Genomic DNA, 24,796 nt, shown 5'->3' with positions numbered 1-24,796 from the left:
TTGGCGGACACGGCATCGCTATGGCATGGACGGCGTGATGAGCACCAGCGGCACCAAAGCCCCCCCCAAGACGAAGTTACCCCCCGCGCAGCCCGAGCATCGCCGCGGCGGTCGCGCGCGTTCGGTCGCCGAACTGCTGCCCGACGCCGGACGCGCGGCATTCCGCCGTTTCGGCTTCGTCCAGAGCGCTGTCGTGACTCGCTGGGGCGAGATCGTCGGCCCGCGCTATGCCAATGTATCGGCACCCGAATCGATCAAGTTCCCGCACGGCGAGCGCACCGGCGGGACGCTCAACCTGGTCGTGCGCGGCGCGCATGCGACGATGATGCAGCATATTGCGCCGGAGATCATCGAGCGGGTCAATCGCTTCTTCGGCTATGCCGCGGTCGCCAAGGTACAGATCCGGCAGGGCGATGTCATCGCGCGTGCCAAGCGTACGCCCCCGCCCGTGCTCCCGCCCGCCCCGCCCGAGCTGGGTGAGAGCCTGCGGACGATCGCGGATCCGGAATTGAAGGCAGTGCTCCAGGCGCTTGCCGCAGGGGTCGCCGCATCGCGCGGCGTGCCGGTGATCGGGGAACGGAAAGCATGATGCGGAGCCTAGGCTTGGTCGCGCTCGTGGCGAGCGCGGCGCTGGTCGCGCCGGTGGGGGCTGCGCCGGTACAGCGCAAACCTGCGCCACGCCCCGCGGCGGTCGATTGGACCCGCACGCTGGTTCGCACGCCCGAAGGTGGCGTGCGGATGGGCAACCCCGACGCCAAGGTCAAACTGATCGAATATGGCGCACGCACTTGCCCGACTTGCGCGGAATTCGCGGTTGCGGGCGAACCCAAGCTGGTCGCGGGCTATGTCGCGAACGGACGCGTCAGCTACGAATATCGCGATTACCCGGTGCATGGCGCGCTCGACCTCGGGCCGATCCTGCTGGGCGATTGCGTGCCGCTGCCGCACTTCTTCCGCGTGATGGAAGCGATGATGGCGCAGCAGAAGAGCCTGGTCGGCCGGCCCGCCGAAGTCGGCGAGGCGAAGGGCAAGGAACTGGAAAAGGCGACGCCCAACGTCGTCGCGGCCTATCTGGCGGACTTTTATGGCTATACCGATCTGGTCGTGAAGATGGGCCTGCCGCGCGCGCGCGCTGCGGCCTGTCTTGCGGACCCCAAGGCGATCGACACGATCGTCTCGCGCGCCAACATCGGCCAGTCGACCTACAAGATCAGCGGCACGCCGAGCTTTATCCTTGACGGCAAGGTCATTCCGAACGTGTTCGCCTGGGATACGCTCGAGCCTGTGCTGAAGACCGCGCTTGCCGCTAAATAACGTCCGATACCAAGGAGCTAGCTTCATGACCAACCGTATCCTGGCGCTTGCGCTGCCCGCTCTGCTCGTCGCCGGTTGTGGCGACAACAGCAAGGGCACCGGCACCACCACCGCCGCCAGTGCGCCCGTCGCGGGCAAGGCCGCTCCCTCTGGCCAGAGTTGGACCGACACGGTCGTCAAGACCGCGGACTATGGCTATCGCATGGGCAACCCCGATGCGCCGATCAAGCTGGTCGAATATGGTTCGCGCGCGTGCCCGTTCTGCGCGCAGTTCGAGGCGGAAGGCTTCCCGCTACTCAAGGCGCAATATATCGCGAGCGGTAAGGTCTCGTACGAGTTCCGTGATTACCCGATCCACGGTGCGCTCGACATCGCGCCGATCCTGCTCGGCCATTGCGTCGACGACAGCGCGTTCTTCCCGCTGTTGGAAGCGATGATGGCGAACCAGCAGACGCTGCTCGCGAAGGAGCAGGAAGTCGGGCAGAAGGTCCAGGGAATGCAGGGCGCATCGCCGCAGACGATCGCGACGACCTTCGCTCAGGATCTGGGGTATCTCGATTTCGTCAAGCAGCGCGGCGTGCCCGATGCGAAGGCGCGTGCGTGTCTGGCGGACTCGACTCAGCTCGATGCGCTGACCAAGGCGACCGCTAAGGCCAACGCCGATCACAACGTCCAGAGCACGCCGACCTTCCTGATCAACAATGAGCCGGTAGAACTGAACCCGACCGGTGGTGCCTGGCCGCAGCTCGAACAGGCGCTGAAGCGCGCCGGCGGCTGACCCGAACAGGTCCGGGGGGATGCAGATCAAGCGGCTCAGGCTGTCGGGGTTCAAGAGCTTCGTCGACGCCGCCGATCTGCGGATCGAACCCGGGCTGACCGGAATCGTCGGGCCCAATGGGTGCGGCAAGTCCAATTTGCTCGAAGCGCTGCGCTGGACGATGGGGGAGACGTCCGCGCGGTCGCTGCGCGGGGCCGGGATGGACGACGTAATCTTCGCGGGCACCTCGACCCGGCCCGCGCGCGACTTCGCCGAAGTGTCGATGCTGATCGAGTCGGGCGAGCAGGAAAGCGAAGTCGTCCGCCGGATCGAACGCGGGACGGGTTCCGCCTATCGGATCGACGGACGCGACGTCCGCGCCAAAGACGTCGCGTTGCTGTTCGCGGATTCGGCGACCGGCGCGCATTCTCCCGCTTTGGTTAGCCAGGGGCGGATCGGCGCGATCATCGCGGCCAAGCCCGCCGAACGCCGCGCGATGCTAGAGGAAGCCGCCGGGATTGCGGGCCTCCACGTCCGCCGTCGCGATGCCGAGCAGAAATTGCGCGCGACCGAGGCGAACCTCGCGCGGCTCGACGAACTGATTTCCGACCAGGATGCGCGGGCAGCATCGCTTCGGCGGCAGGCGAAGCAGGCCGAACGCTATCGGCTTCTGTCGGACCAGATCCGGGTGGCGGAGGCGCGGATGATCTACGCGCGCTGGCGCGATGCGCAGGCGGCGGCGGATGCGGCCAAGGCCGAGGCAGCGACCTGCGAGACGCGGGTCTCAGATGCGGCCGAAGCGCAGCGCGCGGCGGCGGCCTATGCAATCGCCGCAACCGAGGCGCTGGCGACCGCGCGCGCCGCCGCACAAGCGCTGCGTGACGCGGCAAGCGAGGCGGCGCATCGGCTGGCAACCTTGCGCGGCGAACAAGCGGCAGCGGTGCGGCGGCGTGACGAACTGGCCTCGGCGCGCACCCGGTTGTCGGAGGATCGCTTGCGCGAGGGCGCGCTCGCGCACGACGCCGCCGAGGCGATCGCGCGACTGACCGACGAAACCCGGACCACTGAGGCGCGGCTGGCGGAGATGACCGCGCGCGTTCCTACGCTTGAAGCGCGCCAGGCCGAGGCGGAACGCGCCGGACGCGATGCCGAGGTCGCGCTCGCGCAGGGGCTGGCTGCACAGGCCACCGAAGTGGCGGATGCGCGCGTTGCCGAGGCGGCGCTCGCAGCGGCGCGCGCACGGGCGGACCGCAGCGCGCGCGATCTCGCGCGTGTGGCGGCGGAAGCAGCGGCGTTGGGCGACGCTGCACCGCTCCTCACAAATCGAACCGCTGCGCAAGAAGCCCGTGCACAGGCGTTGCAACACGGCGAGGATGCGCGCGCCGGGCTTGCGCGTGCCGACGCCGACGAACGCGGTGCGCGGGATCAGCGCGATCGCGCACAGGCCGCGCGATCGGGCGCGCATGCCGATCTGGCGGCGCTCGACAGTGAGGCGGCGGCGCTAACGCGCGCGACCAAGCGCGACGGGCGCGATCGCGTGCTCGATCGGATGCGTCCGGAACCGGGGTATGAGCGCGCGCTCGCGGCGGCTTTGGGGGATGATCTCGAGGCAGGCCTGGATACGACAAGCGAGCGCTTCTGGGCGGGCGCCGATGTCTGTCCTGACGATCCGACTGCGCCATCGGGAACGGTGCCGCTTGCGCACCGAGTCGTCGCACCGCCCGCGCTCGCGCGGCGGCTCGCGCAGGTGTTCGTCGTCGATAAGGACGAGGGCGTTGCGCTCGCGGTCGGGCAGCGGCTGGTCACGCTGCGGGGAAGTCTGCGACGATGGGACGGCTATGTCGCGAAATCCAGCGGGGCCGCTGCTGCTGAACGGCTCGAGCGGATGAACCGGTTGCGCGCGATCGAGGATCAGCGCCCAGCCGCGGTACGCGCGGTCGAGTCCGCTGACACCGAACTGGCGCGGATCGACGCGGCCATCGCGGACGCGCGGAGCGCAGCAGTGGCAGCCCGGCGCTTGCTCGAAAGTGCTGAGACCCGCGCGCGCGATGCGGCGCGCGCGGAGGATCGCGCGACCGCCGCGATTGAGCGGATCGAGGCACAACGGAGCGATCTTGCCTCGCGGCGGGAGCGGGTCGAGGCGGATCATGCCGAAGCCGCCGGCGAGGTGACCCGTGCCGCCGCACTTCACGCAGCACTTCCCGACGGCAGTGCTACCCGCGCGCGCGTCGCCGAACTGTCGCGCGCGGCGGAGCATCGTCGCGCCGAGATCGCCACCGCGCGCGCCGACCGTGGCGGGGTCGACCGTGACCTTGGCAGCGCGCGTGACCGGCTCGCGGCGATAGCGGCGGAGGCGAAGGGCTGGCGCACCCGCGCGGGCGAGGCGGCCAAGCGGATCGCGGATATGGATAAACGTGATGCCGCGCTCGCGCTGGAGGCGGAGGCGCTGGCGGGTCGGCCCGAGGCGCTCGCCGCTGAAGTGATTGCGCTGGAAGCGACTCATGCCAGCGCGCGTGCAGATGCGGATGCCGCGCAAAGCGCCGAACGCGCCGCCGATGTCGCGCTCCGGGCTGCCGAGGCGACCGCCGCTGCCGCCGCCGAAACGCTCGCGCAGGCGCGCGAGGCGCGGGCTGGCGCGGCTGCGCGGGCGGAGAACCAGGAATTGCGCCGAGTCGAGATGAACCGGCTTGCGGGCGAACGTTTCAAATGCCCGTCGGTGTTGCTCCCCGAACGTGTCGGCTTCGACGGTGCGACGGTGCGCTCCCCTGCGGAAGAATCCGCCGTTCATGAGAAACTTAACGTCGACCGGGAGCGGATCGGGCCGGTCAATTTGGTCGCCGAGCGCGAACTTGCCGAGCTGGAATCGGCATCGCAGGGGAATGCCGCCGAGCGCGAGGAACTGGGGCTGGCGGTCAATCGGCTGCGCGGGTCGATCGGGACGCTCAACCGCGAGGGGCGGCAGCGGTTGCTCGCCGCGTTCGAGGCGGTCGATGGACATTTTCGACGGCTTTTCACGACGTTGTTCAATGGCGGCGCCGCGCATCTGGAGCTGGTCGACTCGGACGATCCGCTCGAGGCGGGGCTCGAGATCATGGCGCAGCCGCCGGGGAAGAAGCTGCAATCGCTCACCCTGCTGTCGGGTGGCGAGCAGGCACTGACCGCGGTTGCGCTCATTTTCGGGCTGTTTTTGACCAACCCAGCGCCGATTTGCGTACTGGATGAAGTCGATGCACCGCTGGATGACGCCAATATCGAGCGTTTTTGCGACCTTCTCGACGTGATGACGCGCGAGACCGAGACGCGCTACCTGATCGTCACGCACAATGCGGTGACGATGAGCCGGATGCACCGGCTGTTCGGCGTGACGATGATCGAGCAGGGCGTCAGCCGGCTGGTCTCGGTCGATCTCAGCGCGGCGGAGACGCTGCTCGCGGCGGAGTGATGCGGTCCGGTCGGTTTTTCCGGTGGCGTCTGCTGGGGAAACGAGGACATACGGTCTGATGCGCGATCCTCTTCACCTCCGCCCGGTCCAGTTCGTCGATACCCCCGTCGGCCGCGATGGCGAGGTCGCGCGGCTCGCGGGCGGGATGCTGTGGTTCGCCGCCTATGACGTCATCGAGCGCGGTCGCCGTCGCACCGTCCCGATCGCCGCGCTGGCTGATCTGCTGGCGGACGAACGCGCCGCGCGGCTCCACGCCCGGATCACCGCGCCGCGCGCCGCCATGACGCTGGGGGAGCGGACGCTCCGGTTCGATCAGCCGTCGGTCGCCGCGATCCTCAACGTCACGCCCGACAGCTTCTCGGACGGCGGCACGCATGGTGAAGATCCCGCAGCGGCGGCGTCGGCCGGAGTCGCGATGGCGGCGGCGGGCGCGGCGATCATCGACGTGGGTGGCGAATCAACCCGGCCCGGTGCGCAGGTGGTGTGGGAAGGCGACGAGATCGCACGCGTCGTGCCCGTGGTCGAACGGCTCGCGCGGAGCGGAACGCTGGTTTCTATCGACACGCGCAAAGCTGGGGTGATGGAAGCCGCGCTCGCGGCGGGGGCGGCGATCGTCAACGATGTCGCCGCGCTGCTGTGGGACGACCGCGCGCTGGAGGTCGTCGCGGGGGCGGGGTGCCCGGTCGTGCTGATGCATTCACCCGATCCGGCGGGTGGCGGCCACGGTGCGCACGGCTATGGCAATGTGCTGACCGACGTGTTCGACTGGCTGGAAGCGCGGATCGACGCGGTCGTGGCGGGCGGGGTCGATCGTACGCGGATCATCGTCGATCCCGGAATCGGCTTCGGCAAGACACTTGCGGAGAACCTCGCCTTGCTCAATGGCCTGGCGATCTTCCACGGCCTCGGCTGCCCGGTCCTGCTCGGCGCGAGCCGCAAGCGGATGATCGGCGCGCTGTCGAACGAAGCCGCGGCGGATGCACGGCTCGGCGGGTCGATTGCGCTTGCGTTGAAGGGTGTCGAGGCTGGCGTTCAGCTGCATCGCGTTCACGATGTCGCCGAAACGGTTCAGGCGGTGCGGGTGTGGCGCGGGTTGCGCGATCAGGCGCTGGTGGCGGGGTGAACGCCTGGTCGGCTCAATCGCCCCGTTCGTCACGGTCAAGCGTCCGTAGCGGAAAATAACACTCTGGTTATACGTATGACACGCAGGGATGCGTACCGGCGGCGCGTGGTAAGGGCGCGCTCAGTCCCATGGGTTCCATGCTGAACCTAATGGCGCCATGTTCGTATCGCACTGCAACATCGCAACGCCTGGAGGAAATTGATGATCATCGACGCAGTCCCACGATATCGGCAGATCGTCGCCGAAGTGTGGCGGCCGCTGCTCGCGCTGTTCGTGTGGGACGTGATCGTTACGGTTACCTACTACATCCTGCCGTTCAAGGCACCGTCGCTGCCGCTGACGCTGTTCGGTTCGGCGCTCGCGCTGTTCCTCGGGTTTCGTAGTACTTCGGCGTACCAACGCTGGTGGGAAGGGCGCGAACTGTGGGGTCGGATGATCAACGCGTCGCGCAGCCTGTCGCGTGCGGCGCGCAGCTACCTGCCCGACGAAGAGGGCCGCGACCTGCAACGCGCGATCATCCTGCGCCAGATCACCTACGTCCACGTCCTACGGTGCCAGTTGCGCAAGCAGGATACACGCGAGGAAGCGCTGCGCTTCCTGTCTCCCGACGAGGCCAAGCCCCCGCTGTCGCGCAACAACGTCGCCAACGGCATTCTCGACGGCACGGGTCGCCGAGTCGACCAGGCGCGTCAGAAGGGTTGGATCGACACGATCCAGCAGGCGTCGATCGAGCGCGTGCTGGTCGATATCGCCAACGCGCAGGGTGGGATGGAACGGCTGAAGAACACGCCTTTGCCCAACCAGTATCGCTTCTTCCCCGAATTCTTCGCACGGCTGTTCTGCATCCTGCTTCCGATCGGGCTGGTCGAGACGCTGGGGTTCGCCACGCCGATCGGATCGACGGTTGCAGGGTTGATGTTCCTCGCCGTGCTCAAGATCGGCGACGATCTGGTCGATCCGTTCGCCAACACCGTGCACGACGTACCGCTGACGTCGATGTGCACGACGATCGAAATCGATCTTCTTCAGGCACTCGGCGAACCGGCGCCCGAACCGGTCAAGCCAGTGAAGGGAATCCTCTGGTAAAGCCCGATCAGGCGGCGGCGTTGTCGATCCCGAGTTCGCCGAGCTTGCGATACAGCGTCGACCGTCCAATCCCGAGCCGCCGCGCAACCTCGGTCATTCGCCCGCGATAATGGCCGATCGCGAGGCGGATGACGTCCGCTTCGATCTCGTCCAGCGCGCGCAAATTACCATCCGCGTGAAACAGTGTGACTCCGCCCGATGTCCCCAGCGGCGCGGAAGCAGGGGCGGCGTGGCGTTTGCCGCCGAGCGCCGCGATCTGCGGGAAATCGGCCTGGGTCAGCGCGTCGCCGTCGCACAGTACGGCGGCGCGGAAGAGCGCGTTCTGCAACTGGCGGACGTTCCCGGGCCAGTCATAGCGTCCCAGCAAAGCCAGCGCGTCGTCGGTGATGCCGAGTTGGCGGAGCCCGGGTTGCTGCGCAATTCGCGCCATCAAGTGGCGGGCGAGTGCGGGGATGTCGCCGGTGCGTTCGCGCAAGGGGGGAATCGTCACCTGGACGACGTTGAGGCGATAATAGAGGTCTTCGCGGAAGCGCCCGGCTTCGACTTCGTCGGTCAGCCGCTTGTTGGTGGCGGCAATCACGCGGACATCGACTTCGCGCACTTGTCGCGCGCCGATCGACTGGACCTCGCCCGATTGCAGGACGCGCAACAGTTTGACCTGTGCCTCGATCGGCATTTCGCCGATTTCATCGAGGAAAAGCGTTCCGCCGTCTGCTTCCTGGAAGCGACCGGTCTTGCGTTCGAATGCGCCGGTGAAGGCGCCTTTTTCATGGCCGAACAGTTCGCTTTCAACAAGATTGGCGGGGATCGCACCGCAATTGACCGCGATCATCGGCTTCTTGCCGCGCGGCGACGCTGCATGGATCGCCTCCGCGACGACTTCCTTGCCGACACCGCTCTCGCCTTCCAGCAGAACAGGCACGCGCGCCCGCGCGGCCTTGGCCGCGATCGCGAGGGCCGCACGGAAATCGGGGGCGGACCCGACGATCTCGTCGAACGCCAGCAAGGCTGGAATTTTTTCTGTCAGGGGGCGTAATTCGCCCGCGGTCTTTTCGGCGACTGCGGCATCGAGCGCCGCAAGCAGCCGTTCGGGTGCCAGCGGCTTGACCAGAAAATCAGTCGCGCCGGATCGCATGGCGTTCACCGCCTGCGCTACGGAGCCGTTGGCGGTCAGCAGCAGCAGGGGGAGCGCGGGGCGGCGCGCCCGGATTTCGGCGATCAGCGCGGTGGGATCCGCTTCGGGCGCCCAATGGTCGAGGAGGATCGCATCGAGTTGCATCCCTTCCGCCGAGCCGAGCATGGCGATTGCGGTATCGCCGTCGTTGGCGAAGATCGCACGCCATCCGCGCCGCGCGGCGATTGCCGCGATCAGCCTGCGCTGCGCGGGTTCGTCGTCGATCAGCATCAGCAGGCGTTGGCCGTTACGCGTCATGCTCTTCCCCGAATTCACTCTGTTTGGAGCGATTCTCTAACGGCAAGGTGTAAAAGCCGCCTTAAACGACCCAGCGCGGGACGCGAGAGACACGCGGCTCTAAGTAATTGCAGGGGTTGAGGGGTTGCAAGACGCCCGCTAAGCACAGGCGGAACGATAAGGTGAGGAACGATCCGATGGCGAACGAGGGCGATCTGCAAGTCCACCGCGCGACCTATACCAAGGTCATCGGAGTCCTTAAATACGGAGCGGTTGCATGCTTCATCATCGCGTTTGCGGTGGTGTGGCTGATCTCGGGTAAGTAGCGGTGAAGATCGCCGTTCTCCGCGAAACCGCCGAAGGCGAGCGCCGCGTCGCCGCCACCCCGGAAACGGTCAAGAAATTCATTGCCTTAGGGGCCAGCGTCGCGGTCGAGGCGGGTGCCGGCAGCACCGCATCGATCACGGACGCGGACTATGCCGCGGCCGGCGCGAGTGTTGCGGACCGTGGTTCGACGCTTGCGGGCGCCGATATCGTATTGGGGGTACAGGGGCCGGACGCGGCTTCACTGGCAGGCACGACGTCCGGCGCGTGGCTGGTCGCCGCGCTCAATCCCTTCGCCGACCGTGCGCGGATCGATGGCTATGCCACCGCGGGGATCGAGGCGCTGGCGATGGAATTCATGCCGCGGATCACGCGTGCGCAGTCGATGGACATCCTGTCATCTCAGTCGAACCTCGCGGGCTATAAGGCGGTGCTGGATGCAGCGGCGGCGTATGGCCGCGCTTTCCCGATGATGATGACCGCGGCGGGGACGATCTCGGCGGCGCGGGTGTTCGTGATGGGGGTCGGTGTCGCCGGGTTGCAGGCGATCGCGACCGCACGACGGCTCGGCGCGCAGGTGTCCGCAACCGATGTCCGTGCCGCGACGCGTGAGCAGATCCAGAGCCTTGGCGCCAAGCCGATCTTCGTCGAGAAAGTCGCCGGGATCGAAGGCGAAGGGTCGGGCGGCTATGCGGGCGAGATGAGCCCCGAATATCAGGCGGCGCAAGCCGAACTGGTGTCGGGCCATATCGCCAAGCAGGACATCGTCATCACCACCGCGCTGATCCCGGGACGCCCGGCACCGCGGCTGATCTCGGCGGCGCAAGTCGCGAGCATGCGGCCTGGTTCGGTGATCGTCGACCTTGCGGTCGAGAGCGGCGGGAATGTCGAGGGTTCGGTCGTTGGTGAGGTGGTCGTCGTCAACGGTGTGTCGATCGTCGGCCATCGCAACGTTCCATCGCGGCTTGCGGCGGATGCCTCGGCGCTGTTCTCCCGCAACCTGTTCAATTTCCTGAGCGCATTCTGGGACAAGGAGCAGGGCAAGCCCGTGCTCGACGCCGAGATTGGGGATGCGATCCGGCTGACCCAGGACGGCAAGATCGTCAACGCACGGTTGTTGGGGTGATGGGGCTGCTTAATGCAACCGCGGCCTCGGCGGCCGAACTGATCGACAAGCACGGGGATGCGTTGACCGATCAGGAAGATGTGCGGTTCGTGTTCAAGACCGTCCGCGATTTCATCGCGTTCACGAATTGGCGCGTGCTGTACATCAACGTGCAGGGTCTGACTGGCGCAAAGCGGGAATATCTGACTGTGCCGTACCGGTCGATTACCGCCTTCTCGATCGAGACGGCGGGCACGTTCGATCTCGATGCAGAACTGAAGATCTATCTATCCGGTCGGGCGCCGATTGAATTTCGGATCGGGCGCGATTCCGACATCCGCGGGCTGCAGGGTTGGATGGCAACCAAGATCGACCGATAGGGGCACAATCCATGGACTTTATCTCAATCCTGTCGATCTTCGTAATGGCCTGCTTCGTCGGCTATTACGTCGTCTGGTCGGTTACTCCGGCGCTGCATACGCCGTTGATGGCGGTGACCAACGCGATCTCCTCGGTGATCATCGTCGGCGCGCTGATCGCGTCTGCGGCGGAAGGGTCGGTCTGGTCGAAATGGCTCGGGCTGCTCGCGGTGGTGCTGGCGAGCGTCAACATCTTCGGCGGCTTCGCGGTGACGCAGCGAATGCTGGCGATGTACAAGAAGAAAGAACGACCGGTCGCGAAGTGACGCGATACGGGCGGCTGAACGGGCGGGCAGGGGTTTAGACGATGGAACATACGGCACCGGTAAATCCCTGGGTTGCGCTCGCGTATCTCGTCGCGGGGGTGTGCTTCATCCTCGCGCTCCGCGGCCTGTCGTCGCCCGCGACTGCGCAACGCGGCAACCGGCTCGGCATGATCGGCATGGCGCTCGCGGTCGGCACGACGCTGTTCGCGCATCATCTCGCGTCGCCGTTCGAGATCGGGGTCGCGATGGCGATCGGTGCGGCGATCGGAATCGTTACCGCGCGACGGATTGCGATGACCGACATGCCGCAGCTTGTTGCGGCGTTCCACTCGCTCGTCGGCATGGCGGCGGTGCTGGTTGCGGCGGCGGCGTATCTCAACCCCGGCGCGTTCGGGATCCTGGGCGATGACGGGCAGATCCTGACCGTCTCGCGGATCGAGATGGGGCTTGGCATCGCGATCGGTGCGATCACCTTCTCCGGCTCGGTGATCGCCTTCCTCAAGCTCAACGGCAACATGTCGGGCAAGCCGATCCTGCTGCCCGGACGGCATGTCATCAACATCGCGGTGCTGGTGGCGATCGTCGGTCTCGTCGGCTATTTCACCCAGGATCAGAGCGCCTGGATTTTCTGGACGATCACCGGCCTCAGCTTCGTCATCGGCTTCTTGCTGATCGTGCCGATCGGCGGTGCGGACATGCCGGTCGTCGTGTCGATGCTCAACTCCTATTCGGGCTGGGCGGCAGCCGCGATGGGGTTCACGCTCCACAACAGCGCGATGATCATTACTGGCGCGCTGGTCGGGTCTTCGGGTGCGATCCTCAGCTACATCATGTGCAAGGCGATGAACCGCAGCTTCGTCAGCGTCATCGCAGGCGGCTTCGGCGGCGATGCGGCGGCTGCGGGCGGCGAAGCGAAGGAGCAGCGTCCGTGGAAGCGTGGGTCCGCCGACGACGCGGCGTTCCTGCTCGGCCAGGCGGAACAGGTCATCATCGTCCCCGGCTACGGCATGGCGGTCAGCCAGGCGCAGCACGCGCTGCGCGAAATGGGCGACAAGCTGAAGGAGCACGGCGTCCGCGTGAAATATGCGATCCATCCGGTCGCCGGCCGCATGCCCGGGCACATGAACGTGCTGCTCGCGGAAGCGAACGTGCCGTATGACGACGTGTTCGAGCTGGAGGACATCAACAGCGAGTTCGCACAGACCGACGTTGCTTTCGTGATCGGCGCGAACGACGTCACCAATCCGGCGGCAAAGACCGACAAGACCTCGCCGATCTATGGCATGCCGGTGCTCGACGTCGGAAAAGCGAAGACCGTGCTGTTCATCAAGCGGTCGATGGGCGGGGTCGGCTATGCCGGCGTCGACAACGATGTCTTCTATATGGACAATACGATGATGTTGCTGGGCGACGCCAAGAAAATGGTCGAGGAAATCGTGAAGTCTCTGGACTGATAGCGCAATTCCCCATTTCGAATCGGCCTGTTTCTCCTATGGGCGCAGACTGACCCGGCGATTTGAGTGTACTTAGGCAATTGGGTCCGTTCTGGTGCAATCCGGAGTGGGATGCTCTGGATCTTGCATAATGATCGCCGAAGTGGCGCGAATTGTGCTGTTCCCTTTTGGCAGAATGCGTACTTTACGAAAGCGAGGGCTGGGGAGCCTCGCAGCGTGGGGGAGCGCAACCATGACCGAACCGATGGCCTTCGACAATTTCGGTCGATACGGACGCGACCCGGCACGTATCGACCAACGATCCGTCCTGCTGATCGCGAATGATTGTTCGGCGGGGGCGGAGGCAATCCATGCCTGTGATGCGCGGCTTCTCGGCCCGGTGCCGTGGGAAGAAGCAGCCGGCAGGCTCGAACGCCAGGGATTGTGCCATGCGATTCTGGCGGAAGCCTCGAGCGTTCCCGATGCGGTATTAGAACGCGTGCTGTCCGTGCTTGCCGATCTGGCCGTCACCGGGGCGACCCGCGCGGTGATCGTGCTCGATCCGTCCCAGATCGATTGTGTTACGGGGACAATCGGGACCGCGCCGATCGACCTGCTGTGTTCCCCGACGACGACCGAGCGAGTCGCCAGTCTATGCGTGGCGCTGAGCCCTGACTCGCGGCGATTACAGGATATTGGCGGAACACCCGATTCGGTTAGGTTAATGCGTCTCAACGAGGAAATCGCTCGAATCGCGGAGACGTTGACGCGGCTTACCCGTGGCGAGGATGAACTATCGCGCCTGCCTGCGGTCTCCGACCCGGGTCTGACCTATCGCTCGGCGCCCCTGCTGGAACGGCCCGACATCCGCGTCCGGGACGTACGCGACGCGATCCGCGCGCGCCGCCTTCGCGACCAGTTCTTCGGGGCGGGGCTGTTCGAGGATCCAGCGTGGGACATGTTGCTGGACCTGTTCGCCGCCGAACTCGAGCGCGTCCAGGTTTCGGTGTCCAGCCTGTGCATCGCCGCCGCCGTCGCGCCGACCACGGCGCTGCGCTGGATTTCGCGGATGACCGATGCGGGGTTGTTCGAACGCCGCCCCGACCCGTTCGACCGCCGTCGCGCCTTCATGGCCTTGTCGTCGCAAACCAGTCTGGGGATGCGAACCTATCTGTCGGCGGTCCGCCGGACGGGGTCGGCGTTGCCCTGACGAGGCTCGTTTCGCTCCCGCCGGTAGCGGGGGAGGCGCTCCGAGCGCCCCCCCCCGGGTACCGACAATCTTCAAACACATGCGGAAGCCGTAACGGCTCCTTGGGTTTGGCCCGACCTTAAACAGTTCGGGCCATTGGCTCGGGCAATAATCCAACGCTGCGATGAGAGCGGGATGCAACCCACTTGCGAGACCAATTGTTCATTGGTCGCTTGATCCATCGATAGCTGATCGCCGCACAGCCGAGTGTCATGGCCAGCCTAAGGATCGACATCGCGTCACCGCCGCTGTTGGGATCATGCGTCTCGTTGATAAGGTGCGGAGATCAACAGATCGGTTTCGGGAAGGTAACATTTAGCGGACTTCCCGCCCCGCGCAGAATCGCTTCGGGAATCCTTCGGGACTTCGCGTTCCGGATGCGTCCTCCCGTTTCCCGTTTGATCCGCGAATTATCTGCAATCATGCGCTTGCTCGCGGTCAAAACCACGCTATTACGCGAGTCCCCGTCACGGGGGCGATTAGCTCAGTTGGTAGAGCGTCTCGTTTACACCGAGAATGTCGGCGGTTCGAGCCCGTCATCGCCCACCACCCCCCCTTCATAGCCAGTACCGGCTAATCGAGCCCAGGCCGGCGATCACATCGATTGAGCCTTGTTAGCGTTAGCATAGGGCCGTATCCCCACTCGAGCGTTGCGTGAGACAACAGGAGAGAGTGGAATGCGGATTGTTGGCGCCCTTGTGGCTGGGGGAATGGTGCTTGCGGCGACGGCGGTGTCGATCACCGCGGCAACGCCCGCCCCGAAGCTCTCGAACCCCATCGTCCGGGACAAGTTCACCGCCGATCCTGCGCCGATGGTCGTGGGGGATACGCTGTACCTCTACGTCGGTCATGACGTTGCGCAGCGCGACGAGATGTTCAACATGCGCGAATGGATGGTCTATTCGACCAAGGACATGAAGCGCTGGACCGATCACGGGCCGATCATGAACGTCGCCGACTTCAAATGGGCGAAGCAGGACGCCTGGGCCTCGCAGGCGATCCAGAAGAACGGCAAGGTCTGGTTCTATGCTGCGGTCGAGCACGATGCCACGCACCCCGGCAAGGCGATTGCGGTGGCCGTTGCCGACACGCCGACCGGGCCGTTCCGCGACGCCAAGGGTTCCGCGCTGATCACCAACGAGATGACGCCCAAGGGCACGCATAGCTGGGAAGACATCGACCCCACCGTGATGACCGACGAGGACGGGATGACCTGGATCGCGTGGGGCAACCGGCAATGCTATATCGCCAAGCTCAAGCCCAACATGATCGAGCTCGACGGCCCGATCACCGAGATCACGCCGCCGCATTTCGAGGAAGGCCCATGGCTGCACAAGCGTGGCAAGATCTATTACCTGACCTACGCCTCGCTCGACCGGAAGACTCAGCGCGACGAGCATGTCTCCTACGCGACCGCATCGTCGCCACGCGGGCCGTGGACGCCACACGGGCTGCTGACCGGATCGGGCAAGTACAGCTTCACCATCCATCCCGGGATCGCGGAATTCCGGGGGCAATCGTATCTGTTCCTCCACAATGCCGATCTCGCGATCGACGATCAGCGCGGCGCGATCGGGCGGCGTGCGGTGACGGTGTATCCGCTGACGTACAACAAGGACGGGACGATGCGCCCGGTCGTGCAGACGCCGAATGCGGTGACGATGGCACCGCCCAAGTAAGCGCGGTGGTGCTCGACCCGGTCAGCGATCGTGGTCGAGGATCGTCTCCATCGCGACAAAGGTCGACGTGCTCGCGACATGCGGCAGGCTGGAGATCTTCTCCCCCAGCACATAGCGGTAGCGGCGGATGTCGGTGGTGCGCACCTTGAGCAGATAGTCGAAGCTGCTCGCGATCAGATGGCATTCCTCGACTTCGGGAATACGGCGCACCGCGGCGTTGAAATCGCGCAGCGCATTCTCGCGCGTGTCGGACAGCTTCACCTCGGTGAAGGCAACATGGTCGAGCCCCAGCTTGGCGAGATTGGTCACTGCGCGGAAGCCGAGGATATAGCCCTGGTCGACCAGCCGCTTGAGCCGCACCTGCGTCGGCGTCTTGGACAGCCCGATCTGCGCGGCGAGATCGGTGACGGACATCCGCCCATCCTGTGCCAACAAATCGATGATCGCACGGTCGAACCGGTCCAATTCACTGTCAGACGGTGGTTGTGCAGGCGATTTGTCTTTCATAGCCCCGAAATGCGGTCGAGATTGAGTGCTCGTCAAGTTTGAACGGGAAGATTCTCTCCGGAATACGCGCGTATGGCGAAGATCTACCCAGAGGATCGCCATGACCACCGAACCGTCCATGCCATTTGCGTGCTTTGCTCCGACGGTGCGCACGCCCGATCCAATGCGTGCGGCAATCACCGCGGCGATGCGGACGCCCGAGCCAATCTGCGTGCCGCCATTGGTCGAGGCGGCAACCGTTCCCGACACCGTTCGCCGCGCTGCCGCCGGGACTGCACGCGCGCTGATCGAAGGGTTGCGCGGGTCGAAGGCGCGCGGCGGGGTGCAGGCGCTGGTGCAGGAATATGCGCTGTCGAGCCAGGAAGGCGTCGCGTTGATGTGCCTCGCCGAAGCGTTGCTCCGCATTCCCGACACCGCGACGCGCGACGCGCTGATCCGCGACAAGATCGCGGGCGGCGACTGGGCGGCGCATATCGGGGACGGGCGCTCGCTGTTCGTCAATGCCGCGACCTGGGGGCTGGTCGTCACCGGCAAGCTGGCGGCGAGTGCGGACGACCGCGGTCTCGCGACCGCGCTGACGCGGCTAGTCGCGCGGGTGGGCGAGCCGGTGATCCGGCGTGGGGTCGATCTGGCGATGCGGATGATGGGCGAGCAGTTCGTCACCGGCCAGACGATCGACGAGGCGCTGCGACACGCAAAGGACCGCGAGGCGCGAGGCTATGGCTTCTCCTACGACATGCTCGGCGAGGCCGCGACGACCGCGGCGGATGCGGCGCGCTATCTCAAGGATTACGAGCAGGCGATCCACGCGATTGGCAAGGCATCGGACGGGCGCGGCGTGTATGGCGGGCCGGGTATCTCGATCAAGCTGTCCGCGCTCCACCCGCGCTACAGCCGCGCGCAAGCGGGGCGGGTGATGGCCGAGCTCCTGCCGGTCGTGCGTGGCCTCGCGCTGCTCGCCAAGGGCTATGACATCGGCTTCAACATCGATGCCGAGGAAGCCGACCGGCTCGAACTGTCGCTCGACTTGCTTCAGTCGCTTGCCGAGGATCCCGCGCTCGACGGCTGGAAGGGGCTCGGTTTCGTTATCCAGGCCTATGGCAAGCGGTGCCCGCTGGTGATCGATTTCGTCATCGCGCTGGCGCGGCGGACCGGGCGGCGGATCATGATCCGGCTGGTCAAGGGCGCCTATTGGGACGCCGAGATCAAGCGCGCGCAGGTCGACGGGCTGTCGGGCTATCCGGTCTATACGCGCAAGATCTACACCGACGTCGCGTATATCGCGTGTGCGCGCAAACTGCTGGCGGCGCGCGATGCGGTGTTCCCGCAATTCGCGACACACAATGCGCAGACGCTGTCGACGATCTATCAGCTAGCGGGCGAGGATTTCGTCGTCGGCGATTACGAGTTCCAGTGCCTCCACGGCATGGGCGAGCCGCTGTACGACCAGGTCGTCGGCGCGAACGGCCTCGCGCGGCCGTGCCGGGTCTATGCGCCGGTCGGCACGCATGAGACGTTGCTGGCGTATCTCGTCCGGCGCTTGCTCGAGAACGGCGCGAACTCGTCGTTCGTCAACCGGATCGGCGATCCCGCGGTGCCGATCGAGGACCTGATCGCCGATCCGGTCGAGATCGTCCGCGCGATGCCGGTGCCCGGCGCGCCGCATGACGAGATCGCGCTGCCCGCGGCGATCTATGGCGCGCGGCGCAATTCGCAGGGGCTCGATCTCAGCGACGAAGCGACGCTCGCCATGCTGTCGCAGACGCTGGTAGCGAGTGCCGCGTCCGAATGGACCGGCGGCGTCGATACGGGCGCACGCCTTGCGGTCGTGATCCGCAACCCGGCGGACCACCGCGACATCGTCGGCCATGTCTTCGAAGCGGACGAAGCCGCGGCGCAAGCGGCGGTCGATCGCTCGGTCGATGCGGCGGCGCGGTGGGCGGCGACTCCCGTTGCGGAGCGTGCGGACTGTCTCGATCGCGCGGGCGACATGCTCGAAGCGGCGATGCCGACGCTGCTTGGGCTGATCATGCGCGAAGCGGGCAAGTCCGCCGCCAATGCGATCGCCGAAGTGCGCGAAGCGGTCGATTTCCTGCGTTATTATGCTGCTGAGGCGCGTGCCACCCTGGACGGCACTACGCCGCTCGGGCCGGTGGTGTGCATCAGCCCGTGGAATTTCCCGCTCGCGATCTTCACCGGGCAGATTGCGGCCGCATTGGTCGCTGGCAACCCGGTCGTCGCCAAGCCCGCGCAACCGACCCCGCTGATCGCGGCGGAAGCGGTGCGCGTCCTGCACCGCGCGGGCGTGCCCGAGGACGTTGTGCAACTGGTGCTGGGTGACGGCGCAGTCGGCGCGGCGCTGGTCGGCGCGGCGGCGACGGCGGGGGTGATCTTCACCGGATCGACCGGGGTCGCGCGGACGATCCAGCGGCAACTCGCCGGGCGTTTGACCGCAGAGGGCAAACCGATCCCGCTGATCGCCGAGACCGGCGGGCAGAATGCGATGATCGTCGATTCCTCGGCGCTCGCCGAACAGGTCGTGGGCGACGTCCTCGCCTCCGCGTTCGACAGCGCGGGGCAGCGGTGTTCGGCGCTCCGCGTGCTGTGCCTGCAGGAAGAGGTTGCGGACCGCACGCTCGCGATGCTGCGCGGCGCGGTGGCGGAACTGACGATCGGCCGCACCGACCGGCTCGCGATCGACGTCGGCCCGGTCATCACCGCGCAAGCGCGCGACGGAATCGACGCGCATATCGCGCGGATGAAGGCGGCGGGGCACCGGGTCGAGCAGGCGCCTTTGCCCGCCGCGACGGGGTACGGCACGTTCGTGCCCCCGACGATCATCGAGATCGACGACATCGCGCAGATCGAGCGCGAGGTGTTCGGGCCGGTGCTGCACGTGCTCCGCTTCCGCAGCGGGGCGATGGAGGCGCTGGTCGAGTCGATCAACGCGACCGGCTATGGGCTCACCTTCGGCCTCCACACGCGGCTCGACGCGACGATCGATCGCGTTACGCGCGCGATCGGCGCGGGGAATGTCTACGTCAATCGCAACACGATCGGCGCGGTCGTCGGCGTCCAGCCGTTCGGCGGGCGCGGGCTTTCCGGCACGGGGCCCAAGGCGGGCGGCCCGATGTATCTGACGCGGCTGGTCCATGCCGCGCAGACGGCGGCGGTTTCGGCGACGGGCGGCGATCCGGTCGCGCGGACGCTGGCGACGTGGCTCGGAACGCAGGGCGAGCCCGAGATGGCGGCGGCGGTCGGCGCGATCGCGGATCGGTCGCGGCTTGGGCTTGAAGTCGAACTGGCGGGGCCGGTCGGCGAGATCAACCGCTACGCGCTCCACCCGCGCGGGCGGATCGCGGCGATCGCGCGGACCGCGCACGGGCTCTGGCGACAGATCGGCGCGGTGCTGGCGACGGGGAACCATGCGGTGGTGATTCCGGGCGGGCCGCTGGCGGTGGCACCGGCGGGCTTGCCCGCTGTGGTTGCGGCGCGGATCGACTGGGCGACGCAGGGGCTGGCGGAGGTCGATGCGCTTGCGGGCGCGCTGGTCGAGGGAGATGCGGCGGACGTTGCCGCCGCGTCGCGGGCGTTGGCGGAGCGGGATGGGGCGATCGTGTCGCTTCATGGCGCTTCGAGCGCGGACGTGGTGGCGCGGGCGGATGCGTATCCGCTCGACTTGCTGTGCGAGGAGGTTTCGGTTTCGATCAATACCACCGCAGCGGGTGGGAATGCGAGTTTGATGACGCTGGCGTAGGGACCGGGGTTCGCCCCTCCCCTTCAGGGGAGGGGTTGGGGGTGGGGCTGTGCCTCGTAGAGAGCGCGCCTCTGCTGGACTGCCCCACCCCAACCCCTCCCCTGAAGGGGAGGGGCTAAGTGGTTACAACGCCGTTGCGAACGTGATCGCGCCGAGCACCACCCCCGGCGCGTTCGCCAGCGCCACCGGCCAGTCGCGCTGCGGCTTGAGCAGCCCGTACGCCACCCACAAGGTACAATTCACCGCCGTCGCGAGCGGCTGGATCACCGAGCCCTTGTGCCCGGCGATGTTGAGCTGGATCTGCGAGATGTACGACACGTACATCATCACCGCCGTCGCCGTCGCCACCCAACCGAGGATCAGGATCGCGCGCTCGGCGGTGAGGGGTTTGGCCGTGCTGGCCATAAGCAAATCTCCCTTTGTGTTGCAGTGCACAACAAAGGTTGGACCGTTCGGTTCACTCCGGAAGCGGCATCGCCGTCTGCGTGAGGCTCGCGGCGACCGCTTCGGCGATCTTGATCCCGTCGACCGCCGCCGAGAGAATGCCCCCCGCATAGCCAGCCCCTTCGCCCGCCGGATACAATCCACGCGTGTTGAGGCTCTGCAGATCGTCGCCGCGCTTGAAGCGGACCGGCGAGGAGGTGCGCGTCTCGACCCCGGTGAGCAGCACGTCGGGATGGTCGTACCCCGGGATCTGCCGCCCGAACACCGGAAGCGCCTCGCGCATCGCGGTGATCGCGAATTCGGGGAGGCATTCGGACAGGTCGCCCATCGTCACGCCGGGGCGATAGGACGGCACGACTTGCCCGAGCGCGGACGACGGCTTGCCCTCGAGCAGATCGCCCAGCCGTTGCGCAGGGGCCTTGTAGCTCGATCCGCCCGCGACATAGGCGAGCGACTCCCAGTGTCGCTGGAACGCGATCCCCGCGAGCGGGTCGCCCGGATAGTCGCGCTCGGGGTCGATGCCCACGACCAGCCCCGAATTGGCGTTGCGCTCGTTGCGCGAATATTGGCTCATGCCGTTGGTGGCGACACGGCCTTCCTCCGAGGTCGCGGCGACGACGGTGCCGCCAGGGCACATGCAGAAGCTATAGACCGTCCGCCCGTTCTTGCAGTGATGCGACAGGCTGTAATCCGCCGCCCCCAGGATCGGGTTGCCAGCACTCGGCCCGAAGCGCGCGGTGTCGATCCACGATTGCGGATGCTCGATCCGCACTCCGAGCGAGAACGGCTTGGCCTCGACATAGACCCCCGCCTCGTGAAGCATCGCGAAGGTATCGCGCGCGCTATGCCCGATCGCGAGGACGACATGATCCGCGCGCAGATAGCTGCCGTCGTGAATGTGGAGCCCGCGCACGTGGCGGCTGCCGTCGCCGCGCGTCTCGATGTCGATTCCCTCGACGCGCTGCTGGAAGCGATATTCGCCGCCGAGCGCCTCGACGCTTTCGCGCATGCTCTCGACCATCGTCACCAGCCGGAAGGTGCCGATGTGCGGATGCGCTTCGGTCAGGATCTCCTCGGGCGCGCCCGCCTTGACGAACTCGGTCAGCACCTTGCGGTCGAGGTGGCGCGGGTCCTTGATCCGGCTGTAGAGCTTGCCGTCGGAGAAGGTGCCCGCACCGCCCTCGCCGAACTGGACGTTCGATTCGGGGTTGAGCACGCTCTTGCGCCACAGCCCCCAGGTGTCCTTGGTCCGCTCGCGCACGACCTTGCCGCGATCGAGGATGATCGGGCGGAACCCCATTTGCGCGAGGATCAGCCCGGCGAACAGCCCGCACGGCCCCGCGCCGATTACGACCGGGCGGATCTCGCTCTGAACGGCGGGGGCCTGCGCGGTGAATTTGTAGCGCGTGTCGGGGGTGGTGCCGACGTTGCGGTCCTTGCGGAACTTGGCGAGCACGGTCGCTTCGTTCTTCACCGCGACGTCGAGCGAATAGACCAAAAGGATCGCCATCTTGTCGCGCGCATCGTGCGCACGGCGCGCGATCTTGAAGCGGATCAGGTCGCGTGGGCTGATCTTGAGCCGCTTGCAGATCGCAGCGGGGAGCGCCTCATCGGGATGATGGAGCGGAAGGGCCAGTTCGGTAATGCGCAACATCGCCGGCCCTTACCGCGAGATGCGCCATGATGCCATGACCGGCGTTGTCGTTTGAGAGGTGGTGGCAAATCAGCCCTTGGGCGTGACCCACACCGCCACCGGCACCGCGAACTTGCCCGGCGCGGGCTTGCCGACTTCGACGCGGTCGGCGGTGACGAGCTCGCCCGTCTCGAGATTGAAGGATACCCACGGCTTGGGCATCCGGCCGAATACCATTTTCTGGATGGGCTGGCCGGTGGCCGTGTTCATGATCGTTGCGGTAATGCTCATGGGCGGGGGCGATACCGGCGGCGCGCCCCGGCTGTCCAGACCGGAACGCGCATTCCCCCCCGTCCGTCTATTTCGAAGAGGCGGTGACCGTAGCAAACGCCTGCGGGGCATCGCGCAATTGCAGGTAGACCTTTCCGTCACGGCTGCCGGTCGTGGTGATCTTGGGTGCGACGAACCCGTCCGGGATCTCCTGCAGCGCATCCGGCTGCTCGCTCGCGCCCGCCGCCTTGATGAGGAACAGACGATCCCCCGCGATCTGGCATTTCTCGCGCGCGGGGCAACTGACCGATCGTATGTCGGGCAGCCGAACGATCGTCGCGAGCGAAGTCCAGTTGGAGGCGACATCGCCTTCCAGGATACGGAACCGCACCGGACCATAAGCGAGCGCGCCAAGCGCTTCGACCGGCGAGAAGGCGACGATCCCGGTGGTCGCATCCTGCAGGTCATAGCCCTTGCCGGCCTTGATGATCCCGGAGGCGCGCCCGTCCGCGGTCGCGATCTCGACCGATTCCTGCCCGTCGAGCGTTTCCATCGCATCCTTGTGGAAGGCAAAGCTGATTCGCGCATCCTGTGCGAAAACGGCGTCGGTGCGCATCACGAGGGGTACCGTGCCTTCGTGTGCCGGCACCTGGCCTGCGATGTGGACCAGTGTCGCGCCCGTGCGCCGTGCCGCGATCGTTACCGGGACGGTCTTCTTGCGACCAGCGGCAAAGGTGACTTCCGCACTCAGGCTCGTCCCCGCGCCGATCGTCTGCGCCTTGGTGGGGTCGTCCGCGAGCAAGGTCAGTCGATCCTGATTGTCGACTCGCGTCAGCCCACCAGGGTGGAACGACAGCTGGCCCAGCGTCATCCCGCGCACCTGATCGAGCCGCGCACCGGTCAGGATCGCCTCGGCATCGCCGGCGTGGAAGGTCAGGTCGTCGACGCTGCCCGCTTCCTGCAACGCGGACAGGGTCACCACCGCGGGCGTTGTGCCCGCTGCACCCTCGATCACGATCGACACTGGTCCGGGCGCCATCTTCTCGAGCGGGAGCGTCGCGACAATTCCACGGGTGCCCGCCTGTTTCCACGTCACGGGCCGGGCCGCGCCGTCACCGCGGCGCAGCGACACTTGCGTTACGCATCCCGAACCACCGCCCAGCACCTCGACATCGTTCGCGCGCCCGACGACGAGCGACGTGCCGTCGGCGGTCTTCCAATTGTTGAGCAGCGGGTTGGACAGCGCGAAGCTCGGTCCCTCGAACGGGGCAAAGCCCCAGAACCCGTGGATTTGCGCCGGGATCGCGCCGCCGAACGGGCCGTCCAGAATCGGCTTGTCGAGGACATAGCCGCCGCGACGCGGATCGGCATGGATCGGCACGTCGACCAGCGTTCCGTCCGGGCGCTTCAACCGCAGCGCCATCTCGCGCGCATATTGCGTGGCGTAGATTAGCGGCGCACCCTCGACCGGCAAGGTCATGCCCGCGTTGGCGCACAAGGCGATGTCGGGCGTGGTGGCGCGGAGCGGGGGCGGCTTGGCCGCTTCCACCGCGGGCATCGCGACGACCATCACCGAGGTCGGTTTGGAAAAGGACAGCGGCGTGTTGAGCAGCAGCGTCGCGCGACCGTTGCCGATTTGCGCCAGCGCCGGGATGAACTGCAACTGGGTCGACTGGAACGCCCCCATCAGCCGGAACAGGTCGCGGACCACGCCGATGTACGAGCTGTATGACCCATATCCGCCCTGCGGAGTCGCGCTCAGCTGGAACGCGAGGTCGGTCGGCGCCCCCGCCAGCGTCGAGGCCAGTTGCGAGCTGTGCGTATCCGCCAGCAGCAGCGTCTCACGGTCGCCGGTGAGGCACGCCGCCTGCAGTTCGGCGGGTTGCTGGAGGCATTCCGCCTTCAGCTTGATCGACAGGCTGCGCGTCAGGCTCTGCGACGCCGCCGAGACGCTGTCGGGATTCTCGCGCTCGACCTTGAGTGTTTCGCGCAGGAACGCATCGAGCCGCGCGCGATCGAGCGTTGCCTGGTTGAGCTCTTGAATTGCGCGGACGAACGCGCCGGGGCGTTTGCGCACGGTACTGATTACCGCATTCGCGCCACCACCGCTCTCGGGGATGACGAGCAGCGCCATTTGCTGCGCGCCCTTGGGGACGGTCAGCGAAAAGTCCGCGCCCTTGCCCTTCCAGCTGCGCGCCTCGTGAAACCAGTCCTTGGACGGACGGTCGATCACGCCACGCAGGAACCCCGCGACGATCCGGAACCCCTCGGTCTGGTTCTCCGGCAAGTCGAGCTTGACCGAGACGACGTCGCCCTCGACGAGATTGGGGACCGATTCGAGCGGCAGCGTGACCGCCCCGTGCTTGACCGTCACGATGACGTTCGGACCGACCAGATCGAACGAAGACGATGCGCCGAGGGAAGGCGATGCAGCGCACAGGCCCGTCAGGGATACGCCCAGAACAAGCGATAACGATCGCGCGCGGCGCAGTACGGATTTCGGCATCGCTCTGAAAAGCATCAGATCTCCTGCTTCCGACCTGTGTTCACAATAAGGCCCGCGGCGGTGTTCAACGG

The 24,796-nt window shown here is 66.5% G+C and carries 20 protein-coding genes and 1 tRNA gene; 15 read left to right on the top strand and 6 right to left on the bottom strand.

What is annotated here, in order from left to right; genetic code table 11:
• The first annotated feature begins 25 nt into the window (after window positions 1-25).
• From ABIC16_RS17835 to ABIC16_RS17810, 6 genes are all read left to right on the top strand, one after another.
• Window positions 26-589 (top strand): DUF721 domain-containing protein, encoded by a 564-nt coding sequence (locus tag ABIC16_RS17835; RefSeq protein ID WP_354292095.1) that lies wholly within the window; start codon window positions 26-28, stop codon window positions 587-589.
• Window positions 586-1,314, top strand: a complete 729-nt coding sequence (locus ABIC16_RS17830; protein ID WP_354292094.1) for a thioredoxin domain-containing protein — start codon at window positions 586-588, stop codon at window positions 1,312-1,314. Before ABIC16_RS17835 ends, ABIC16_RS17830 begins: the two co-directional genes overlap by 4 nt.
• Before the next feature lie 25 nt (window positions 1,315-1,339).
• Complete coding sequence (locus ABIC16_RS17825; protein ID WP_354292093.1) at window positions 1,340-2,092, top strand: thioredoxin domain-containing protein; 753 nt, start codon at window positions 1,340-1,342, stop codon at window positions 2,090-2,092.
• 19 nt (window positions 2,093-2,111) lie between these two features.
• Window positions 2,112-5,513 (top strand): chromosome segregation protein SMC, encoded by a 3,402-nt coding sequence (smc, locus tag ABIC16_RS17820; protein ID WP_354292092.1) that lies wholly within the window; start codon window positions 2,112-2,114, stop codon window positions 5,511-5,513.
• 58 nt (window positions 5,514-5,571) lie between these two features.
• Window positions 5,572-6,636, top strand: a complete 1,065-nt coding sequence (folP, locus tag ABIC16_RS17815) for a dihydropteroate synthase (RefSeq protein ID WP_354292091.1) — start codon at window positions 5,572-5,574, stop codon at window positions 6,634-6,636.
• A 201-nt stretch (window positions 6,637-6,837) separates the two neighbouring features.
• Entirely contained in the window at window positions 6,838-7,722 is an 885-nt protein-coding gene (locus ABIC16_RS17810; RefSeq protein ID WP_277968946.1) for a bestrophin family protein, read from the top strand.
• 7 nt (window positions 7,723-7,729) lie between these two features.
• Here ABIC16_RS17810 and ABIC16_RS17805 read toward each other — a convergent pair whose 3' ends face one another.
• Window positions 7,730-9,154, bottom strand: coding sequence for a sigma-54-dependent transcriptional regulator (locus tag ABIC16_RS17805; RefSeq protein ID WP_277968945.1), 1,425 nt, complete (start codon window positions 9,152-9,154; stop codon window positions 7,730-7,732).
• Between the two features lie 176 nt (window positions 9,155-9,330).
• Here ABIC16_RS17805 and ABIC16_RS17800 point away from each other — a divergent pair, with 176 nt between their 5' ends.
• From ABIC16_RS17800 to ABIC16_RS17765, 8 genes are all read left to right on the top strand, one after another.
• Window positions 9,331-9,459: an aa3-type cytochrome c oxidase subunit IV gene (locus ABIC16_RS17800; RefSeq protein WP_277968944.1), complete on the top strand. Its 129-nt coding sequence runs from the start codon at window positions 9,331-9,333 to the stop codon at window positions 9,457-9,459.
• A gap of 2 nt (window positions 9,460-9,461) precedes the next feature.
• Window positions 9,462-10,583, top strand: a complete 1,122-nt coding sequence (locus ABIC16_RS17795; protein ID WP_354292090.1) for an NAD(P) transhydrogenase subunit alpha — start codon at window positions 9,462-9,464, stop codon at window positions 10,581-10,583.
• A complete protein-coding gene (locus tag ABIC16_RS17790; protein ID WP_277969037.1) occupies window positions 10,583-10,942 on the top strand; it encodes a PH domain-containing protein in 360 nt (119 codons plus the stop codon). Before ABIC16_RS17795 ends, ABIC16_RS17790 begins: the two co-directional genes overlap by 1 nt.
• An 11-nt stretch (window positions 10,943-10,953) precedes the next feature.
• A complete protein-coding gene (locus tag ABIC16_RS17785) occupies window positions 10,954-11,247 on the top strand; it encodes an NAD(P) transhydrogenase subunit alpha part 2 (protein WP_010218984.1) in 294 nt (97 codons plus the stop codon).
• A 41-nt stretch (window positions 11,248-11,288) separates the two neighbouring features.
• Window positions 11,289-12,701 (top strand): NAD(P)(+) transhydrogenase (Re/Si-specific) subunit beta, encoded by a 1,413-nt coding sequence (locus tag ABIC16_RS17780; RefSeq protein WP_354292089.1) that lies wholly within the window; start codon window positions 11,289-11,291, stop codon window positions 12,699-12,701.
• A gap of 232 nt (window positions 12,702-12,933) precedes the next feature.
• Window positions 12,934-13,890, top strand: coding sequence for a hypothetical protein (locus ABIC16_RS17775; protein WP_354292088.1), 957 nt, complete (start codon window positions 12,934-12,936; stop codon window positions 13,888-13,890).
• A gap of 512 nt (window positions 13,891-14,402) precedes the next feature.
• Window positions 14,403-14,478 (top strand) — tRNA-Val (locus ABIC16_RS17770).
• Window positions 14,479-14,606: 128 nt separating this feature from the next.
• The gene (locus ABIC16_RS17765; protein ID WP_354292087.1) at window positions 14,607-15,608 is read left to right on the top strand and encodes a glycoside hydrolase family 43 protein; all 1,002 of its coding nucleotides are present in this window, start codon (window positions 14,607-14,609) and stop codon (window positions 15,606-15,608) included.
• Between the two features lie 21 nt (window positions 15,609-15,629).
• Here ABIC16_RS17765 and ABIC16_RS17760 read toward each other — a convergent pair whose 3' ends face one another.
• Window positions 15,630-16,115, bottom strand: a complete 486-nt coding sequence (locus ABIC16_RS17760) for an Lrp/AsnC family transcriptional regulator (RefSeq protein ID WP_354292086.1) — start codon at window positions 16,113-16,115, stop codon at window positions 15,630-15,632.
• A 100-nt stretch (window positions 16,116-16,215) separates the two neighbouring features.
• Here ABIC16_RS17760 and putA point away from each other — a divergent pair, with 100 nt between their 5' ends.
• Window positions 16,216-19,872: a trifunctional transcriptional regulator/proline dehydrogenase/L-glutamate gamma-semialdehyde dehydrogenase gene (gene putA / locus ABIC16_RS17755; protein ID WP_502958328.1), complete on the top strand. Its 3,657-nt coding sequence runs from the start codon at window positions 16,216-16,218 to the stop codon at window positions 19,870-19,872.
• Between the two features lie 123 nt (window positions 19,873-19,995).
• Here putA and ABIC16_RS17750 read toward each other — a convergent pair whose 3' ends face one another.
• From ABIC16_RS17750 to ABIC16_RS17735, 4 genes are all read right to left on the bottom strand, one after another.
• A complete protein-coding gene (locus ABIC16_RS17750; protein ID WP_354292085.1) occupies window positions 19,996-20,277 on the bottom strand; it encodes a SemiSWEET family transporter in 282 nt (93 codons plus the stop codon).
• Between the two features lie 52 nt (window positions 20,278-20,329).
• Entirely contained in the window at window positions 20,330-21,970 is a 1,641-nt protein-coding gene (locus ABIC16_RS17745; RefSeq protein WP_277968937.1) for an NAD(P)/FAD-dependent oxidoreductase, read from the bottom strand.
• A gap of 69 nt (window positions 21,971-22,039) precedes the next feature.
• Complete coding sequence (locus ABIC16_RS17740; RefSeq protein ID WP_010214848.1) at window positions 22,040-22,240, bottom strand: hypothetical protein; 201 nt, start codon at window positions 22,238-22,240, stop codon at window positions 22,040-22,042.
• A 67-nt stretch (window positions 22,241-22,307) separates the two neighbouring features.
• Complete coding sequence (locus ABIC16_RS17735) at window positions 22,308-24,740, bottom strand: hypothetical protein (RefSeq protein ID WP_354292084.1); 2,433 nt, start codon at window positions 24,738-24,740, stop codon at window positions 22,308-22,310.
• Between the last annotated feature and the right edge of the window lie 56 nt (window positions 24,741-24,796).

Source organism: Sphingomonas sp. PvP055 (assembly GCF_040546365.1).
GTDB lineage: Bacteria > Pseudomonadota > Alphaproteobacteria > Sphingomonadales > Sphingomonadaceae > Sphingomonas > Sphingomonas echinoides_A.
Note: the sequence above shows the minus strand (reverse complement) of the source record. Positions and strands in the feature narration are given on the sequence as shown.

Excerpts from the sequence above, each read along its gene's own strand:
- ABIC16_RS17765 (WP_354292087.1), top strand. The coding sequence starts at position 14,607 with ATGCGGATTGTTGGCGCCCTTGTGGCTGGGGGAATGGTGCTTGCGGCG.
- ABIC16_RS17825 (WP_354292093.1), top strand. The coding sequence starts at position 1,340 with ATGACCAACCGTATCCTGGCGCTTGCGCTGCCCGCTCTGCTCGTCGCC.
- ABIC16_RS17780 (WP_354292089.1), top strand. The coding sequence starts at position 11,289 with ATGGAACATACGGCACCGGTAAATCCCTGGGTTGCGCTCGCGTATCTC.
- ABIC16_RS17750 (WP_354292085.1), bottom strand. The coding sequence starts at position 20,277 with ATGGCCAGCACGGCCAAACCCCTCACCGCCGAGCGCGCGATCCTGATC.
- ABIC16_RS17735 (WP_354292084.1), bottom strand. The coding sequence starts at position 24,740 with ATGCTTTTCAGAGCGATGCCGAAATCCGTACTGCGCCGCGCGCGATCG.
- ABIC16_RS17800 (WP_277968944.1), top strand. The coding sequence starts at position 9,331 with ATGGCGAACGAGGGCGATCTGCAAGTCCACCGCGCGACCTATACCAAG.
- ABIC16_RS17805 (WP_277968945.1), bottom strand. The coding sequence starts at position 9,154 with ATGACGCGTAACGGCCAACGCCTGCTGATGCTGATCGACGACGAACCC.
- folP (WP_354292091.1), top strand. The coding sequence starts at position 5,572 with ATGCGCGATCCTCTTCACCTCCGCCCGGTCCAGTTCGTCGATACCCCC.
- ABIC16_RS17830 (WP_354292094.1), top strand. The coding sequence starts at position 586 with ATGATGCGGAGCCTAGGCTTGGTCGCGCTCGTGGCGAGCGCGGCGCTG.
- ABIC16_RS17745 (WP_277968937.1), bottom strand. The coding sequence starts at position 21,970 with ATGTTGCGCATTACCGAACTGGCCCTTCCGCTCCATCATCCCGATGAG.
- ABIC16_RS17740 (WP_010214848.1), bottom strand. The coding sequence starts at position 22,240 with ATGAGCATTACCGCAACGATCATGAACACGGCCACCGGCCAGCCCATC.
- ABIC16_RS17785 (WP_010218984.1), top strand. The coding sequence starts at position 10,954 with ATGGACTTTATCTCAATCCTGTCGATCTTCGTAATGGCCTGCTTCGTC.
- smc (WP_354292092.1), top strand. The coding sequence starts at position 2,112 with ATGCAGATCAAGCGGCTCAGGCTGTCGGGGTTCAAGAGCTTCGTCGAC.
- ABIC16_RS17775 (WP_354292088.1), top strand. The coding sequence starts at position 12,934 with ATGACCGAACCGATGGCCTTCGACAATTTCGGTCGATACGGACGCGAC.
- ABIC16_RS17835 (WP_354292095.1), top strand. The coding sequence starts at position 26 with ATGGACGGCGTGATGAGCACCAGCGGCACCAAAGCCCCCCCCAAGACG.
- ABIC16_RS17790 (WP_277969037.1), top strand. The coding sequence starts at position 10,583 with ATGGGGCTGCTTAATGCAACCGCGGCCTCGGCGGCCGAACTGATCGAC.
- putA (WP_502958328.1), top strand. The coding sequence starts at position 16,216 with ATGACCACCGAACCGTCCATGCCATTTGCGTGCTTTGCTCCGACGGTG.
- ABIC16_RS17760 (WP_354292086.1), bottom strand. The coding sequence starts at position 16,115 with ATGAAAGACAAATCGCCTGCACAACCACCGTCTGACAGTGAATTGGAC.
- ABIC16_RS17810 (WP_277968946.1), top strand. The coding sequence starts at position 6,838 with ATGATCATCGACGCAGTCCCACGATATCGGCAGATCGTCGCCGAAGTG.